Annotated in this window: 14 protein-coding genes; 7 read left to right on the plus strand and 7 right to left on the minus strand. The window is 47.5% G+C overall.

The genetic code is table 11. From position 1 onward, the window contains the following. Positions 1-22 precede the first annotated feature (22 nt). Positions 23-511, plus strand: a complete 489-nt coding sequence (locus Q0E49_RS04095) for a nitroreductase family protein (protein ID WP_295746682.1) — start codon at positions 23-25, stop codon at positions 509-511. A gap of 60 nt (positions 512-571) precedes the next feature. Here the strand turns inward: Q0E49_RS04095 and Q0E49_RS04100 are convergent, their stop codons facing one another. The 5 genes from Q0E49_RS04100 to Q0E49_RS04120 all read right to left on the minus strand — a co-directional run bounded on the left by Q0E49_RS04100 (position 572) and on the right by Q0E49_RS04120 (position 5303). Then, complete coding sequence (locus Q0E49_RS04100) at positions 572-2296, minus strand: AarF/UbiB family protein (RefSeq protein ID WP_295746683.1); 1725 nt, start codon at positions 2294-2296, stop codon at positions 572-574. Positions 2297-2370: 74 nt separating this feature from the next. Further along, positions 2371-2910, minus strand: a complete 540-nt coding sequence (locus Q0E49_RS04105; RefSeq protein WP_295746684.1) for a GNAT family N-acetyltransferase — start codon at positions 2908-2910, stop codon at positions 2371-2373. Positions 2911-2922: 12 nt separating this feature from the next. After that, positions 2923-3300, minus strand: coding sequence for a VOC family protein (locus Q0E49_RS04110; protein ID WP_295746685.1), 378 nt, complete (start codon positions 3298-3300; stop codon positions 2923-2925). Positions 3301-3313: 13 nt separating this feature from the next. After that, complete coding sequence (locus Q0E49_RS04115; RefSeq protein WP_295746686.1) at positions 3314-3994, minus strand: VTT domain-containing protein; 681 nt, start codon at positions 3992-3994, stop codon at positions 3314-3316. A 64-nt stretch (positions 3995-4058) separates the two neighbouring features. After that, positions 4059-5303 carry a DUF2075 domain-containing protein gene (locus tag Q0E49_RS04120; protein WP_295746687.1) on the minus strand — a complete coding sequence of 415 codons (1245 nt, stop codon included), beginning with the start codon at positions 5301-5303 and terminating at the stop codon, positions 4059-4061. A gap of 185 nt (positions 5304-5488) precedes the next feature. Between Q0E49_RS04120 and Q0E49_RS04125 the strand changes: the two genes are divergently transcribed. From Q0E49_RS04125 to Q0E49_RS04150, 6 genes are all read left to right on the plus strand, one after another. Beyond that, entirely contained in the window at positions 5489-7261 is a 1773-nt protein-coding gene (locus Q0E49_RS04125) for a 1-deoxy-D-xylulose-5-phosphate synthase (RefSeq protein WP_295746688.1), read from the plus strand. 116 nt (positions 7262-7377) lie between these two features. Further along, positions 7378-9072 carry an LPXTG cell wall anchor domain-containing protein gene (locus tag Q0E49_RS04130; protein ID WP_295746689.1) on the plus strand — a complete coding sequence of 565 codons (1695 nt, stop codon included), beginning with the start codon at positions 7378-7380 and terminating at the stop codon, positions 9070-9072. Positions 9073-9315: 243 nt separating this feature from the next. Further along, positions 9316-10137, plus strand: coding sequence for a glutamate 5-kinase (gene proB / locus Q0E49_RS04135; protein WP_295746690.1), 822 nt, complete (start codon positions 9316-9318; stop codon positions 10135-10137). Beyond that, positions 10137-11381 carry a glutamate-5-semialdehyde dehydrogenase gene (locus tag Q0E49_RS04140; RefSeq protein ID WP_295746691.1) on the plus strand — a complete coding sequence of 415 codons (1245 nt, stop codon included), beginning with the start codon at positions 10137-10139 and terminating at the stop codon, positions 11379-11381. Before proB ends, Q0E49_RS04140 begins: the two co-directional genes overlap by 1 nt. Positions 11382-11503: 122 nt before the next feature. Continuing rightward, positions 11504-12883, plus strand: a complete 1380-nt coding sequence (locus tag Q0E49_RS04145) for an amino acid permease (protein WP_295746692.1) — start codon at positions 11504-11506, stop codon at positions 12881-12883. A gap of 68 nt (positions 12884-12951) precedes the next feature. Then, positions 12952-13767, plus strand: a complete 816-nt coding sequence (locus Q0E49_RS04150) for a DNA/RNA non-specific endonuclease (protein WP_295746693.1) — start codon at positions 12952-12954, stop codon at positions 13765-13767. A 204-nt stretch (positions 13768-13971) separates the two neighbouring features. Here Q0E49_RS04150 and Q0E49_RS07990 read toward each other — a convergent pair whose 3' ends face one another. Both Q0E49_RS07990 and Q0E49_RS04155 read right to left on the minus strand, forming a co-directional pair. After that, a complete protein-coding gene (locus Q0E49_RS07990) occupies positions 13972-14544 on the minus strand; it encodes a site-specific integrase (protein ID WP_366509534.1) in 573 nt (190 codons plus the stop codon). Then, positions 14442-14804 carry a hypothetical protein gene (locus Q0E49_RS04155; protein ID WP_295746694.1) on the minus strand — a complete coding sequence of 121 codons (363 nt, stop codon included), beginning with the start codon at positions 14802-14804 and terminating at the stop codon, positions 14442-14444. The genes Q0E49_RS07990 and Q0E49_RS04155 overlap by 103 nt, the downstream gene beginning before the upstream one ends. Between the last annotated feature and the right edge of the window lie 626 nt (positions 14805-15430).

Genomic DNA, 15430 nt, shown 5'->3' on the forward strand with positions numbered 1-15430 from the left:
TACCGACAAGAAAGGAGTTTTAATGATGTTAGCAGCAATCAAGAATCGTCGTGCGGTACGCCAATATCAGTCAACACCAGTGAGTGAAGAAAAAATTCAATCATTGGTGGCGGCTTTTCAGGCGGCACCGTGTGCAATGCACCAAACAGCAGATATGCAGGGGGTTGTTGTAACAACTAAGGAGTTGCGACAGCATATTGAGGAAGCAACGAATAACTCTTGCTACGGTGCACCACTTCTTTTTATCCTGGTAACAAAGAAGGGTAGCAAGTTTGGTGAACGTGACGCGTCGGTTGCTGCCGAAAACATCATGCTACAAGCGACGGAGTTAGGACTCGGCTCTGTTTATATCATGAGTGGCGCCCTGGCTTTAAATCGTCAGGACGGCCTGTTGGCTGACCTCGGAGTTGCCGATGGTTATGAAGTGAGTGCCATTGTGCCGGTCGGCCATGCGGCTGATCAGCCAGTGAAAGAGGACCGTTCGCATCGTTACCACTTGGTGCGGAAGTAAATAGCCGCTAACGTGAATGAAAAAGGTTCCGTGTTGTTGAGCACGGAACCTTTTTGCGATTTATTTTCGGTGCCGCCATCGCTCAACGACGGTACTGATGAGTAAAATAATGATCACAAGGATGGCAACCAGGTAACCGACCATGCCAATATGGTTAATTGATGAGTGGTCGTTACTGCCTTTTACCAGAATAGAAGACCCCAGAATGACAGACGCCAAGATAATCACGACCATTAAACGGTCAACAATTTTCTCCAGGTATTTGAGGACCTTGCGTTCGTTTTGATAACGAAAGTTAACCTGTACTTGGCCGTTGCTGAGCGCTTGCAAAAAGCGATTGGCCCTGATTGGTAGCTGGCTAGTGGATTGGACGCCCCTGATCAGGGTGAGCAACTGTTCGTCGACTAGGTTACGAAAGTTGAATTTCTGCAAAAAGTATTTCTTAGCAAACGGGCGGGCAACTTCCATCATTGACAAGTCTGGGTCTAGCTTGGCAACAGTATTCTCTAGCATCCCGAATGCCTTAACTAAGAGAGTAACTTCCGATTTCACTTGCAGGTGGTTATCTTCACAGAGGTGAATGATGTGAAAGAGAAGGTCGGCGAAATCAATGTCACCAAGTCCTTCGTTAAAATAAGGTTGAATAAATTCCCCTAGTTGGCGGTAAAAACGGGGTTCATCAACGGGTCCTACCCGGTTGCAGACTGCCAGGATAGCTTCACCAATTGCCTGGTCATCCTTAGAATTTAGTGCCAACACAATCTGAGCAATGCCGTTTGCCAGTTTGGGGGTTAGACGCCCCATCATGCCAAAGTCAAGGTAGACAATTCGAAACGGCGGAAGCGCCGTTTGGGTCTGGGCAGCGACGGTGGTTCCCATGATTTCTGTGGACCACTGGTGATTAGTTTTGAAGGTGGACTGGTCTTTGGCTTTCAACCGGTAGAACAAGAGATTACCAGGGTGGGGATCGGCGTGGAAGTAGTGATCATCAAAAACCTGCTTGATGAAATTGCGAACTAGTTCTTGTGCTAAATAATGACGTTCTTGCATTTGAGTTTGTCGCTGTTGTTTGTCTTGAGCGAGCGGCTGACTGAGATAGTGTTTAATACTTTTACCAGCCATTGCTTGGTTGACAAGAACCCCCTGACCGCTATATTGCGGGTAGACCTTAGGGACACGGATGATGCCGTCATTATTGTTTAACCGGTAAAATTCTTCTCCGTTGTCCGCTTCGATTTTGGTATCAATTTCGTTTAGCAGCGAGTTCCGCAGCTCCTGATAAGCGCGGTCAATGTTAATTGCCGACTTCCCCGTCGGAACGACCGCTAAGAGGTGGAGGGCCTTGTCAAACAGCGACAAGTCGGTCCGGACGAGTTCCGAGACGTTGTGGTGCTGAACCTTGACAACAACTTCCGTTCCGTCAGTCAAGCGGGCGTGGTAGGTTTGTCCAATGGACGCAGAAGCAAATGGGTGTTCATCAAAGGACGAAAAAGCCTGTTCAATTGGCTGTTGAATAGCGGTTTCCACTGTCTTTTTGGCAACGATAAACGGCTCAGGTGGGACATTATCCTGCAATTTTTGCAGTTCTTTGATATAAGCAGGAGAGACTAGGTCTGGGCGGGTGGATAGCAACTGACCAGCCTTGATAAAGGTAGGGCCTAATTTCTCTAAGGCTTCGCGAACCGCCTGGGGATTTGTCTGGTGGTAAAAGTTAGTAACTAATTTATATTGGCGGATGATGGTCAGAATTTCCCTCAGGCGCCCTTGGGTTGAATTTGCTGGCATAATGCCACCTCCGAATAGAAATCTAACCTTATTTTAACATTGAAAAAAGCTGGCCACCTTGACCAGCTCATCATTTAGTCTTCTTTGAGGTTCATTTCGTAAGCATTACGGAGGTCAGTCGGTCGTGGCCCTGTGTAAACAGTCCCGCGTTCCACAAAACCAAAGGCTGCTAGAATTTTTTGCATTGGGATATTTTTCTCGTGCGTGGAGATTCGGAAATTACGGACCCCTTCGCGGTGAGCAATACTAATTAAATCAGAGAACAGGTAGGTTGCCAGTCGCATTCCCCGGAAACGGTTGGAGATAGCAACCCGGTGGATAGTAGCAAAAGCGTGACCAGGACGGGCCCACATCCCCGAAACAATGTGGGTGTAGTAAGTGTCACCGTCTAGCATCAGGGTCGCACAACCAGCAATCTCGTTGCCATACATCAGTAGATAACAGTTTTCTGAATCAATGTCTTGCTGCATGGTGAGCCGTGATGGGTAACCATCTTGCCACTGGGGAACCCCATTTTCTTGCAGGGCTTTGCGACCATCTTCGATGAGCTCCATGACGTCATCGAGGTCCGCCATGGTGGCCCGCTGAACATAAATTGCTTTGCTTGGTTTCATGATTAAGACTCCTTACTTGTTTTGGTAAACAACGACGTTAATGATGTTATTATCTGGATCAGCGATTGTTATCGCTTGCATCTTACCCTCAGCACCGAGTGCTTGGTGCACTGGCTGGATCATTTTAACTTCATAGCTGATAAAGTGGTGTGAGATGTCGTCAATGTTATCGCGGGCCACAATACTGAAAGAAGCCATTCCCACCATTGACTGGTGATCGTGATCAGCAGCTATCAGCCGGATCAACTGGTGCCCACAACGAATAGTGACGTGGTTAGCATCACTTTGTTCTTCAATGATCGGCATATCAAAAACTTCGTGATAAAAGCGACGAGAGCGTTCTAAGTCACTAACGTAAATCGTTAGGTCGTCAAAGCGGCGCATTCGCATAATAAGACCTCCCTTAATTCCTGACCGTATTTTTGTTGTTGCGCATAATAATGCGGTAGCAGCAAACCACCGCAATGATTAGGACTACGGCCACCACGATCCGCTTGATGTTTCCGCGGAAGATTGCATCGCCCCCGAAGGCATAAAGGAAAGAGGTGGGCAGCATCCCAATAATTACCAACGGCAGGAACTGCTTCAAGTCCATTTTTTCCTGGGCGCAAGCGTAGTTAACGATAATGCTGGGGATGATTGGTACCATGAAGGAAATAATTAGCCGTAGTTTTTTATGGGCGCTGTGGTTGAGCTCGGTTAGTAGTTTGTTATGAGTCCACTTTGCCGGCAGGGTCAGTTTGCTAAGGAGTGAGTAAACGACCAGGTTGCCGAGAATATTACCGCTCCAGTTAATGGTTAATCCCAACCAGGGGCCGAAGCAAATCCCCGCAAACAAACAAATGACCGAGTTGGACAAACCGGGAATCGAGTTTAAGACGGCGACGAGGACAACTAGTAGCAACATGTCAGGAAGACCATGGCTACGCATCATCACCATTAGCTTTGCTTTATTGTGACTATTGAGGTGCATCAGGAGCTGCAACTCTGGTTTAAAATCGTGATAAATAAAAGTAATTCCAGCGAGGACAATAATAACTCCAATAATAATCAGGAAGATCCCGCTGGTTTTTCGTTTCGTCATACGTTGACCTCCCGCCATTAATAACATTCTTATTTTAGCATAAAACGGTTGTTGGCGACGGTGGTTAGTGGTGAACAAGCTGGTCCCAGCCATGAGCAGCAAATAGCGAAGAAAGTGTTTGCCGCAGGAGAGGATCATGCGCATAGAGGTAGGTGCCATGAACACCACGTTTTAAAATCACGTTGAGGGCGTTCATAATCATCCACCGTTTGAGATGATCGATTTCAGCTGGATCGGTCAAATCGGCTCGCTTCTTAAAGGCTTCGCTATCGGTGAAGCGATCAAGGTTTACTGCCAGTGTGCGGCTAGTGGGCCGTTGACTGATAACCGGTCCAATAATAATGCCGGCATAGTTGAGGTCAAAGCCTTGACAGGTGTAAATTGAACCGACCTCATCAATGGTTTGTGGAATTTCGGCCCAGGGCGTTGCTGTAAAGTTATACTGGTCCCAGGGCATTTTGAAGCGGCCCTCCTTGATGAAGTGTTTTCCACCATCCAGTGTTGACGGGTAACCAGATGTTGACAGTACCCGTGAAAGACCGACTTCCCGATTACGACGAACGATTGCTTGGCGCATCTCTTCAGCGTCGTCGTAAATACGGAAGTCATAGTTCTGGCGAGCATTAGTGGGGAGGTTATCGATGCGGTAGTCCTCAGTTAATGTATTCAACCAATGAACTAAGTCATCGCTGGCAGTCATTCGAAACTGGTGAGTTAAGTGGTACTGTTCGTGCGGGAAGCGGCTAATTATTTTTGTCAGTCTTTCGGGGGTCCACAAACTTTTCATTCGCAAAACTTGTGAATAGTCCATCACCAAGATGACAACCCGCGCCCGCTTGAGCAGCTCTGTTAACTGGTTATCGTGGTAGAAGTTGTTGTAGTGGTCGGTTTTTGATAAGAGAAGGTGGGCTTCGTCGACAACCACGACGTCTACTTGCTGATTTTCTTTGCTGAGACGGTTAATTAGACTGGTTGGTCGCTGAAAATCCTTTTTTAAGAGGACATCTTGCTGACCCGCCAATTCCCGGTACACCTTGAGGATTTCCGGGTGGTTAACCGTAAAATAGTTCCTGGTTTGAAATAAGGGGCTCTTTGGGTCATACCGCGTCATCCGTTGTAGCTTGGTGAAAAGGTGGGTCAAAACGACACTCTTACCAGTCCCGGCATCGCCGATAATGGTAAAGACAGCTGGAGTGCTACCAGTGAGGTGGGTGGTTGTAAAATGGGTAATTTGTTTGACTAACGTCGCTTGCTCACTAGTTAACGGCAAGTCGGGCGAAAGCTTTGTAATTGCTTGATTAGTTGTCATGACAGTTCCTTCCTTTTAACAACTTCACAACCAAATCATAGTGGCGGCGCTCCTAGTCGTCAACGGAATTTTTCCAGAATATTTTCCCTCGCTTGTGATTTGTTGTAAAATAATAATTAGGTTGCACAAAGATCAAATATAAGTCACACTGAACAGTTTCTCAACCACAAGAGGTGCATATGATAATGAATCAACATCCTGATTTTTTGTTGAATGAAGTGAATGAGCCGGCAGACATTAAGTCGATGTCTCTTGATGAATTAAAACAGTTAGCAGCGGAAATGCGCCAGTTAATCTTGGAGCGGGACGAAAAAATTGGTGGACATGTTGGGCCAAACCTTGGGATCGTCGAAACGACGTTGGCGCTGCACTACGTCTTTAATTCTCCACACGACAAGATTGTTTGGGACGTTTCTCACCAGTGTTACGCTCATAAGATGCTGACGGGCCGGAAGCAGGGCTTCCTGGATCCCGACCACTACGATGAAGTTTCGGGATTTACTGCACCGGAAGAAAGCGACCACGACTTCTTTAAGGTGGGACATACATCAACATCGATTGCCCTAGCTGACGGGTTAGCAATTGCTCGTGATAAACTAGGCAAAACTGACAACGTGATTGCCGTGATTGGGGATGGTTCACTGTCTGGTGGGCTGGCCTTTGAAGGGTTAAACAATGCGGCTAAGCTGCATTCTAACCTGATCATCGTCGTTAATGATAACAACATGTCAATTGACAAAAATCAGGGTGGCCTTTACAAGGGCTTAAAGGAGTTGCGCGACACCCAAGGGCAAAGTGCCAACAATATTTTCAAGTTCATGGGCCTGGATTACCGTTACGTGGAAGAAGGAAACGACCTTTCAGCGATGATTAAGGTATTTCAAGATGTTAAGGATATCGACCACCCGATCGTCTTGCACGTTCACACCCTCAAAGGAAAGGGCTTCAAGCCAGCTGAAGAAAATGAGATGGAATATCACTGGCGGGGACCATTCGACCCGCAAACAGGTAAGTCCACTGAGCCGGCGGCAAAGGAAAGCTACAGTGTAGCGGTGATTGACGAGCTGGAAAAGCAAGTGGCTGCTGGAGTACCAATCATGGCAATGAACGCTGCTATTCCGGGAATGTTCGACCTGAAGCGTTTCCAGGCGAAGTACCCAGATAATTACTGGGACTCGGGAATTGCTGAGCAGGAGTGTGTTACTTCGGCGGTGGCAATGGCGACCCGTGGTATTCGACCGGTTGTTTTCATGAGTAGTACCTTCCTGCAACGGGCTTACGACCAGCTAGTGCATGACGTAGCGTTAAATGACGCGCCCATTGTGATGATCGTTCGCGGTGGGACAATTAGTAGTGAATCAGCAACGCACCAGGGGTCATTGGATATTTCATTTATCAAGAATATCCCCAACCTCGAATACCTAACCCCGACCAACTTGGAAGAAATGATGTCAATGCTGAAGTGGGCCATCAAGCAGACCGATACACCGATTTTGATTCGGCAACCAGAGAAACCGGTTATTCATGGTCAGGCAAGCCAGACGGACTACTCCAACATCGATTACAACGTTGCTCACCAGGGTAATAAGGTAGCCATTATGGCGGTCGGTGATTTCTGGCAACTGGGTGAAAGGGTTCGCAAGTTGATGAAACAACAATTGCATATTGATGCCTCACTTATTAACCCGGAGTCTGTTACTGGGATTGACCAGCAAGATCTCCATTACCTCCAGGAAGATCACGACTTAGTAGTGACGCTGGAAGACGGGACCGTTCATGGAGGCTTTGGCGAGACGGTGGCCCGCTACTATGGACCAACTGACATGAAGGTGCTGTCATTCGGGGCACCGCGGGAATTTGCCGATAATGTTCCATTGAACGTTCTGTACGAATGGTATCACCTCACTCCTCAACAAATTGTTGATGATGTTGAACGGGTACTTTACTCTTCACTATAAAAACTCAGAGAAATCAGTCGCGGTTTGATACCGCGACTTTTTTTCATCTATTTCAGATTGTTTCGTCGTATTTTATTGTTAGGGTGATTGCCCAATCAAAATAACGGAGGACAATTATGAAAAAAGAACGTCGGATCAAGAACCAACTGGCAGCTGCGATTGCCGTGGGAACGGTTTTGACAGCTTGTCAACTCAGCATTCCTGTTCAGGCTGCTCAGCAGGCAACAGGTACTCAGTCAGTAGCAAAGGCTAGCCAGGTAAAAACGATCTGTATCCGGTTGGTAGAAAACGGCCAGACGTTAGATAAGATTGTTGTGACTGGTCAGGCCGGCGAAGCAGTGCCAATTAGCAAGGCCAAAAGAGAACTGTTTGTGTTGACTGGTGGCGATCAATTGACTCGAATACCAGCAGTTTTCACAATTCCTCAGGAAGGGGATCAGATAGATTGGACGGCTACTCGACGCCAAGTTTCCCAGCAACAGATTCACGACGTGGTAGTTACTGTTCAGCCGCAAGCAAATCAGCGAACAATTGCTGGTGCGCCTACGGAGGAAATCAATTTGAAAGTTGTTACCATCTATCAGTATGATCGGTTGACGCGGCGAAAGTTTGATATTAAATACAACCTCGCTCCTGGAGAGAAGGAGGTTGTCTTGCCTCAATCACTGCCGGGATACGAGTCAACGGACGTTAACGGAATTTCGTTGTTGCCGCAGGATTTGGTCAAGGACAGGAAAGATTTATCCTTGTTTTTGGACAATGATGATCCAACACCGTTACATTTCACGGTCACAGCTCATTACCGCGTCCTAGTAACGTCCGAAGATAGTCAACATCCTGGTGAGGGTCAAACTGAGTCTCCGGAAAAGGAAGATCAACGTCAGCCAGGATCCGGTGAAATGACTGGCCATGAGTCGGAAAAACATGATGAAACCGCAGATCCTGTAAAAGATAATGGTACAGGAGAGCAACCGCAGCCAGATTCTAAAGCACAGCAAGAAACGCAGGGGGAGCCGCAGGACCAGGGTGATGAATCGCAGCAAACTACAGAAGACAACAATGTCGTTGGTAAAGGAACCCAGACAGAGGTTGAGGCCCACGACAAGGTGGATTCCTCGCAGCAAACTACTGAAGAATCAAGGGATGTTGCTGACGTCGGGACCCAGACAGAGGAAGATTCTCACAATCAAGTAGACGCTTCACAGCAAACGGCAGATGAAACAAATGACGTCACTGACGCTAGCACCCAAACAGCAGCAAAGACGCAAGACCAAGTTGATGAATCGCAACAAACTGGTGAAGAGACGAGCAATAGCGTGGATGAAGGAACCCAAACACCTGCGGAAGCTGGAGGACAGGTTGATGCTTCACAGCAAACAACCGCAGAAACTAGCTATTTGGCTGACGAGGGGGCCAAAACAGAAGTGGATTCTCACGATCAAGCAGATGCTTCACAACAAACATCGGAAGAGAAGAACAATGTTGTGAACGAAGGCACGCAAACACCAGTGGAGCATGAACCAGTCCAAACGGGTGATAAGCATTCAGAATTTTCGACTGGGGTGAAAGAATCAGCTGCAGAAGTTCATGAACAATCAACGGCCGGCAAAGCAGCGACGCCAGACGAAGTCCTTGTTGCAGAGACAGACAAGCTTAGTCAGTTGGATCGCCAGACAGCACCAAGCAGTGCCAAGGATCAACTGCCACAAACTGGTAACAGTGACCAGGGACGGCTAATTGCAGCACTGGGCGGCTTAATTAGCGGGCTAACAGGTCTCATTACCGCATGGGTTTTCCGGCGAGCTGATTAAGGCTTGCTCCTTGACATCAAAAAAAGAATCGAATAAACTGTCGTTGTAGCTGAAATAAGACCACTCAGGGAGTCACCGGTAACTGCAAAGGTGATAGCGTGTCGAGGCCGGGCTATGCATGAAATTAAGTTAAAAATAAATACTAGAATTAAAAAGAGTAAAGCACGTCTTTAAAGAGGAATGGTACCGCCGTCATTGGTGTCCTCATTAAGGACGTGTTTTTTATCTGGGGGAGTGGTGAGAATGGCAAGCAAAAAAATTAAACGAGTGGTCATCAAAGTGGGTACTAGTACCCTCGTACAAAAAAATGGACAAGTGAACCTACCAGTAATTGACAACTTGGCGTTGACACTCTCGGCACTCAATAACCGGGGGCTAGAAGTTATCCTGGTTTCTTCCGGAGCGATGGGAGTTGGTTTAGAAAGTCTGGGACTGAAGCAACGGCCAAAAGCAATTGCGGAACAACAAGCACTATCTTCGGTGGGACAATTGGAGTTGATGCGGATTTACTCGCAACGCTTTTTGAACTACCAAACAAAAGTTTCTCAACTATTGTTGACCCGCGACGTCTTGCACTATCCCGTTAGCAAGCAACACGTCTTAAATACGATTGAAGTCCTCATGGCCAAACGAATTATCCCGATCATTAATGAAAATGACCCCGTTTCTGTCGACGAGTTGGACCACCATACAACATTTTCTGATAATGATGAGTTGTCGGCCCTGGTTGCCACTAAGATCGGTGCTGACTTGCTGATTATCTTATCCGATGTGGATGCACTCTATACTGCTGACCCCAACCGCAATCCTGATGCACGACCAATTCGCAATCTGGACCACGTTACCAGCAACATTGAAGCAGGAGCAGCCGGAACTAGCACCCGTTTTGGAACTGGTGGGATGGTGACTAAATTACGCGCTGCAAAGATGATGATGCAGGACAACCGGCAGATGGTGCTGTGCAATGGCCGGGACCCCCGGGTGATTATTGATATTTTGAAGGGAAAGGAAGTTGGCACCCACTTTGGGGCTGACAAGATCAAAAATAGTCTGGAGGAAGAATAATGAATCAGCAACTAATCAAGATGGGCCAGCGAGCCCAAAAAGCCGCTAATCAACTGGCTTTATTATCAACTAGTCAAAAGAATGATGCTCTGAACCTGATGGCTGACGCGCTTCAAAAAGCGACTAACGAAATTTTGGCAGCAAATCAGGAGGATATGGCTAATGCTACTGACATGCCTGCTAAGTTTCGTGACCGGTTGTTACTCAACGAAGCGCGGATTAACCAAATGGCTGACGAGTTGCGACACGTCGCCATTCTGCAGGACCCAACAACCAAGATTGACCGTGGTTGGATTAATAAAGATGGTCTCCAGATTATCCAGCAACGGGTTCCACTAGGGGTTATCGGTATTATTTACGAAGCTCGGCCTAACGTTACCTCTGGAGCTAGTGCGCTTACCTTTAAGAGCGGGAATGCCGTTATTTTACGCGGTGGTAAAGAGGCATTAAGAACTAACGAGGCAACGGTTAACATCTTACGCAAGGTACTAATGATGTGCGGGTTACCAGTTGATGCAATTCAACTAGTTGAAGACACTAGTCATGAAGTAGCACAGGAATTGATGGAACTCAACCGCTACGTTGACGTGATTATTCCGCGGGGGAGCCAACGCCTCATCAAAGCGGTCGTCGAACACGCAACCGTGCCGGTGATTGAAACGGGGGCTGGTAATTGTCACATCTACGTTGACCGTGATGCAGGCCTGAAGAAGGCGACGCCAATCATCATTAATGCGAAGGTCCAACGGCCGTCTGTCTGCAACGCCGCGGAAAAATTGCTTGTTCACCGTGATGTTGCTCAAGAATACCTTCCAGTGGTGATTAAATCTTTACGCGAGCAAGGGGTAGAAGTCCGTGGCGATGGTCGTGTGCGTGCGATTGTCAGCGACGTTAAACCGGCAACGGCTGAGGACTGGGATACTGAGTATAATGACCTCATCATGGCGGTGAAGGTTGTCGATTCATTAGACGAGGCGGTTGAGCAGATTAACGAACACGGGACCCACCACTCAGAGTCGATTATCACCGAAAACGGGGCCCGTGGCCGAGAGTTTCAGCAACGGGTTAACTCAGCAGTTGTTTATGTCAATGCTTCCACCCGCTTTACTGACGGCGGGGAGTTTGGTTTTGGTGCCGAAATTGGGATTAGTACCCAAAAGCTACACGCCCGTGGCCCAATGGGATTAGACCAGTTGACGACGATCAAATACGAAATCACCGGTAACGGGCAGGTTCGTAAATAGTGCTTGCTTTTCGGTCACAAAATGGTATTCTTAAAAAACAATGGCGAGATTCTAATTAAAATCCAACCAATTAACGCCAGCCTTGTCCAGACTGGCGTTAATTTTTGTAAAGGAGCGGTCTTATGTCTGACAAGAAAGGAACACACGTTGAGCTTAACCGGACATTAACGTCAGGGCAGATGGAAATGATTGCCCTTGGCGGAACAATTGGTGTGGGATTATTTATGGGTTCAACGTCGACCATCAAGTGGACGGGGCCCTCAGTTCTGTTAGCCTATGCCTTTGTCGGCGTAGTCCTTTATGCGGTAATGCGGGCGCTGGGCGAAATGATCTACATCCAACCAGGAACCGGTTCGTTTGCAGATTATGCCACCCACTACATTAGCCCACTCGCTGGGTACCTAACGAAGTGGAGCAACGTCTTTCAGTTTATTATTGTGGGTATCTCTGAAGTGATTGCGGCTACCCAGTACTTGAATTTTTGGTGGCCACACCTGCCTGACTGGGTTGCTGGATTAGCAGCGATCATTTTCCTGACGCTAGCAAATTTGGCATCGGCGAAGGCGTATGGACAACTGGAATTCTGGTTTGCGATGATTAAGGTAATGACTATCGTTGCCATGATTATCCTGGGTATCCTGGTGATTACGCTTGGTTTGGGGAACCACTGGCAACCGGTGGGCATCAGTAATCTCTGGCGGCATGGCGGCTTTTTTACCGGCGGAATCAAAGGCTTCATGTTCTCTCTATCCATTATTGTGGGGTCCTACCAGGGAATCGAGCTTTTGGGGATTACAGCAGGAGAAGCCGCGCAGCCACAACACGCAATTGTTGAAGCCGTGCGTTCCATTATTTGGCGAATCTTGATTTTCTATATCGGTGCTATTTTTGTGATCGTCTGCATTTACCCCTGGAACCAGTTAAAAATGGTTGGCTCACCATTCGTCGAGACATTTACCCGGGTAGGGATTACCGGTGCAGCCGGAATTATTAACTTCGTTGTTTTGACGGCCGCCTTGTCCGGGTGTAATTCGGGAATTTATAGTGCTAGTCGGATGCTTTATAAGCTCGCGATTGATAAGCAAGCACCAGGCTTTTTCGGCCGGTTGTCCAAGCGAATTGTGCCCAATATTGCGATTTTATCGATCGCGGCCGGCATTTTAATTGGCTTCGTCCTTAACGAAATTTTGAAGGTCCTGAGTCCATCATTTAACAATATCTTCGTGGTTGTCTATAGCTCGAGTGTCTTGCCGGGGATGGTGCCCTGGTTTGTTATCCTGGTATCAGAATTGCATTTTCGAAAGCAAAAACACGAGCAGCTCACTACTCATCCCTTTAAGATGCCATTTTTCCCGTGGTTTAATTACTTTGCCATCGTTTCCTTGTTAGTGATTCTGGTCTTTATGTTCATGAATCCGGATACCCGCGTGTCAGTCACTGTTGGTGCTGTCTTTCTGCTGGGTTTAACTCTGGTTTATCAAGTTAAACACCGCACGAAATGAAATCGAACGTGCATTCGTGTCGATGAGTAGTATATAATGAAGCTACTTTACAAAGTGGAGGCAGGTTAATGAAAATCGAGCGGAGATTAAGGCGGCTGATGGCATTAGCCGTCATGGCAGTCGCGGCAATTATGGTGTCAGTGGTTAGCCCTCAGCAGGCTGGTGCATGGTGGCGACACTATTCTGGCTATTCGGTCGCTCGGGTCAGTAAGCTACCGCCAACACAGGAACAGGCCACAGCAGTATTGACACCAGCTGTCAAACAGCAGCTGGGGAGGAATGTGGCATGGAACGGCGCTGGTTCGTTTGTTGTTAACAATAATCAAACTAACTTAAATGTAAATATTGCCAGCGCGCCCTGGGCAGTGAACCACCCTGATAATCAGGGCCGACCGTCGCAGGGTGATGCCTGGTTGAGTCGCGAGACTCGACAGTACCGCAACCGCCAATCGACGGGCAACGGCGCAAGCAGCTGGAAGCCAGCTGGCTTTGAACAGGCTTCGCACCTTACTGGTGGGTACAGCCATGCTTATGACCGGGGGCACTTGCTTGGTTATGCGCTCGTGGGCGGACTGCCGCATTTTAATGCTTCTGAATCTAATCCCCAAAATATTGCGACGCAAACTGCCTGGGCTAATGAAGCCCGCAGCAGTCGTTCAATGGGGCAAAACTACTATGAAGGACTAGTCCGGCGGAAACTGGACCAGGGAGTCAAGGTACGTTACCGGGTAACCGATATTTATGACGGGAACAACCTTGTTCCATCTGGCGCCCATATCGAAGCGAAAGCAGCGGATGGTTCCCTGCAGTTTAATGTTTTTGTGCCTAATGTACAACGCGATATTAGCATAAATTATGCAACGGGTGCCGTTGAACAACGGTGACGGAATTCCCACAGCCACGCGGCTTTTGACCGTGGGGCTTTTCTTTTTGCATTATGTCTAATTTTATATATAAGTTAATTTTTATTCATTTTTTGATGATGAATGACGTCAAATTCAGACGTATATGGGCAGGATTCGTATGTCACAGAAGTGGTATGGACATAATGCCAAAATAAAAATCCTCAACTGATGTTCTGGCTGATCTTATGGCAAGTTATCCAAAATTCTATTTATCTTTTCTGTTTCCGATTTCTGTTTTTCGTCGATGAGGTAAGCGTACGTGTTGAGGGTCACCGAAAGGTCGGCGTGGCCCAATCTCCTGCTTATCGCGTAGATATCGACGCCGTTAGTAAGCAGTAAAGTTACGTGAGAATGGCGTAGGGAGTGGAAGTGAAAGCTTGGCGCGGAGATGCCTAGCCGATCAAGTAGTGAATGAAGTGGATAAGATGCCACTGACGACTCCATGGGTTGACTTGATACTGTCAGGAAAACGAAACCATCGCCGGGTGCCTTGATTTTTAGAAGATCTTTGAAGAAATGCTTTGGAATCGTCACCGCCCGGTAGGAATGAGCAGTCTTCAAGGGGATAAAATTACGACCGATCAAACCACTCCGCGTATCAAGCTGTCGGTTGATCTTGATCTCGCCAGTCTCGATATCGACGTGGCCCCACGTCAGCCCAGCGATTTTCCCAAGCCGACAATGGCAATCGCCTTCCAGGTGCCGGCTTCTTGGGCTACGCCAGAACGACGGCGCAGGTGATGAGTATGGATACAAGATAACAGAGCCTTGATCTGCTCAAGGTTGAGACACTGCACCGTACGCGCTTTAGAACCGCGGATCATTAGCGACGAGAGGATTGGTGACCGGTTAATATAACGGTGTTCAACAGCATAAGTAAAGACTTTGGCCAGTTTCTGACTAACTCCTAAAAGCGTCGTGTGGGAGTATCTACCATCGCCCCAGTTCATGAAGACTTGGTAGGCGTCTGACATGATCGAGTCAACCGTGCGGTCACCCCCCCAAAAAGTATTCAACGAAAATTTGACGCGCGAACTTCCAGCTTCTTTTAGTGTTGTCACGTAAGTATGGTGCCTTAGATAAGTTATAGAAGTGATCAAAAAGTCAGGTCACTTTGGTTGACTGCTTATCGACGCCTTGAGCTTTTTCTTCCTGCTTTTCGAGTATCCAAGCCTCGGCGTCAGCTTTACGATCAAAGGTTTTCTTACGCTAAAAAGCGTGGAGTTGCAAATCATCCCCGCGATAGTAGCCACGAAACCGCGTCCGATAGCGGACACCACGTGTTTTTGTGGGTTTAAGTTTTTCGATTGAAACGGCGTACAATATCCCTTACACGCGTAAATAGTAAAAGTGTGTAAGGGGTATTTATGAATATCAATTGGAATTGGAAAAAGCTGAAAGCTGCTTATCTGTAGCACAACTCAGGAACACTTCAAGTGGTATGCTATAATTGAGTACCATTCATAGAAGCTGTTTATACTGAGTAACCAAGTGTATCAGGCAAGTGACGGAAGTCTAATCGTTTATTTGACTAGGTAACGCAGCCAAACCGCACCATCATCATAGGATTTAACGCTCTTAAGTTTAAGGGCATGGGGGGTGTCCCTCATTGGAAGACCATCAAACAGACTCGGCTGATCGC

The organism is uncultured Limosilactobacillus sp., from assembly GCF_934202235.1.
GTDB lineage: Bacteria > Bacillota > Bacilli > Lactobacillales > Lactobacillaceae > Limosilactobacillus.

Excerpts from the sequence above, each read along its gene's own strand:
- Q0E49_RS04095 (WP_295746682.1), top strand. The coding sequence starts at position 23 with ATGATGTTAGCAGCAATCAAGAATCGTCGTGCGGTACGCCAATATCAG.
- Q0E49_RS04100 (WP_295746683.1), bottom strand. The coding sequence starts at position 2,296 with ATGCCAGCAAATTCAACCCAAGGGCGCCTGAGGGAAATTCTGACCATC.
- Q0E49_RS04105 (WP_295746684.1), bottom strand. The coding sequence starts at position 2,910 with ATGAAACCAAGCAAAGCAATTTATGTTCAGCGGGCCACCATGGCGGAC.
- Q0E49_RS04110 (WP_295746685.1), bottom strand. The coding sequence starts at position 3,300 with ATGCGAATGCGCCGCTTTGACGACCTAACGATTTACGTTAGTGACTTA.
- Q0E49_RS04115 (WP_295746686.1), bottom strand. The coding sequence starts at position 3,994 with ATGACGAAACGAAAAACCAGCGGGATCTTCCTGATTATTATTGGAGTT.
- Q0E49_RS04120 (WP_295746687.1), bottom strand. The coding sequence starts at position 5,303 with ATGACAACTAATCAAGCAATTACAAAGCTTTCGCCCGACTTGCCGTTA.
- Q0E49_RS04125 (WP_295746688.1), top strand. The coding sequence starts at position 5,489 with ATGAATCAACATCCTGATTTTTTGTTGAATGAAGTGAATGAGCCGGCA.
- Q0E49_RS04130 (WP_295746689.1), top strand. The coding sequence starts at position 7,378 with ATGAAAAAAGAACGTCGGATCAAGAACCAACTGGCAGCTGCGATTGCC.
- proB (WP_295746690.1), top strand. The coding sequence starts at position 9,316 with ATGGCAAGCAAAAAAATTAAACGAGTGGTCATCAAAGTGGGTACTAGT.
- Q0E49_RS04140 (WP_295746691.1), top strand. The coding sequence starts at position 10,137 with ATGAATCAGCAACTAATCAAGATGGGCCAGCGAGCCCAAAAAGCCGCT.
- Q0E49_RS04145 (WP_295746692.1), top strand. The coding sequence starts at position 11,504 with ATGTCTGACAAGAAAGGAACACACGTTGAGCTTAACCGGACATTAACG.
- Q0E49_RS04150 (WP_295746693.1), top strand. The coding sequence starts at position 12,952 with ATGAAAATCGAGCGGAGATTAAGGCGGCTGATGGCATTAGCCGTCATG.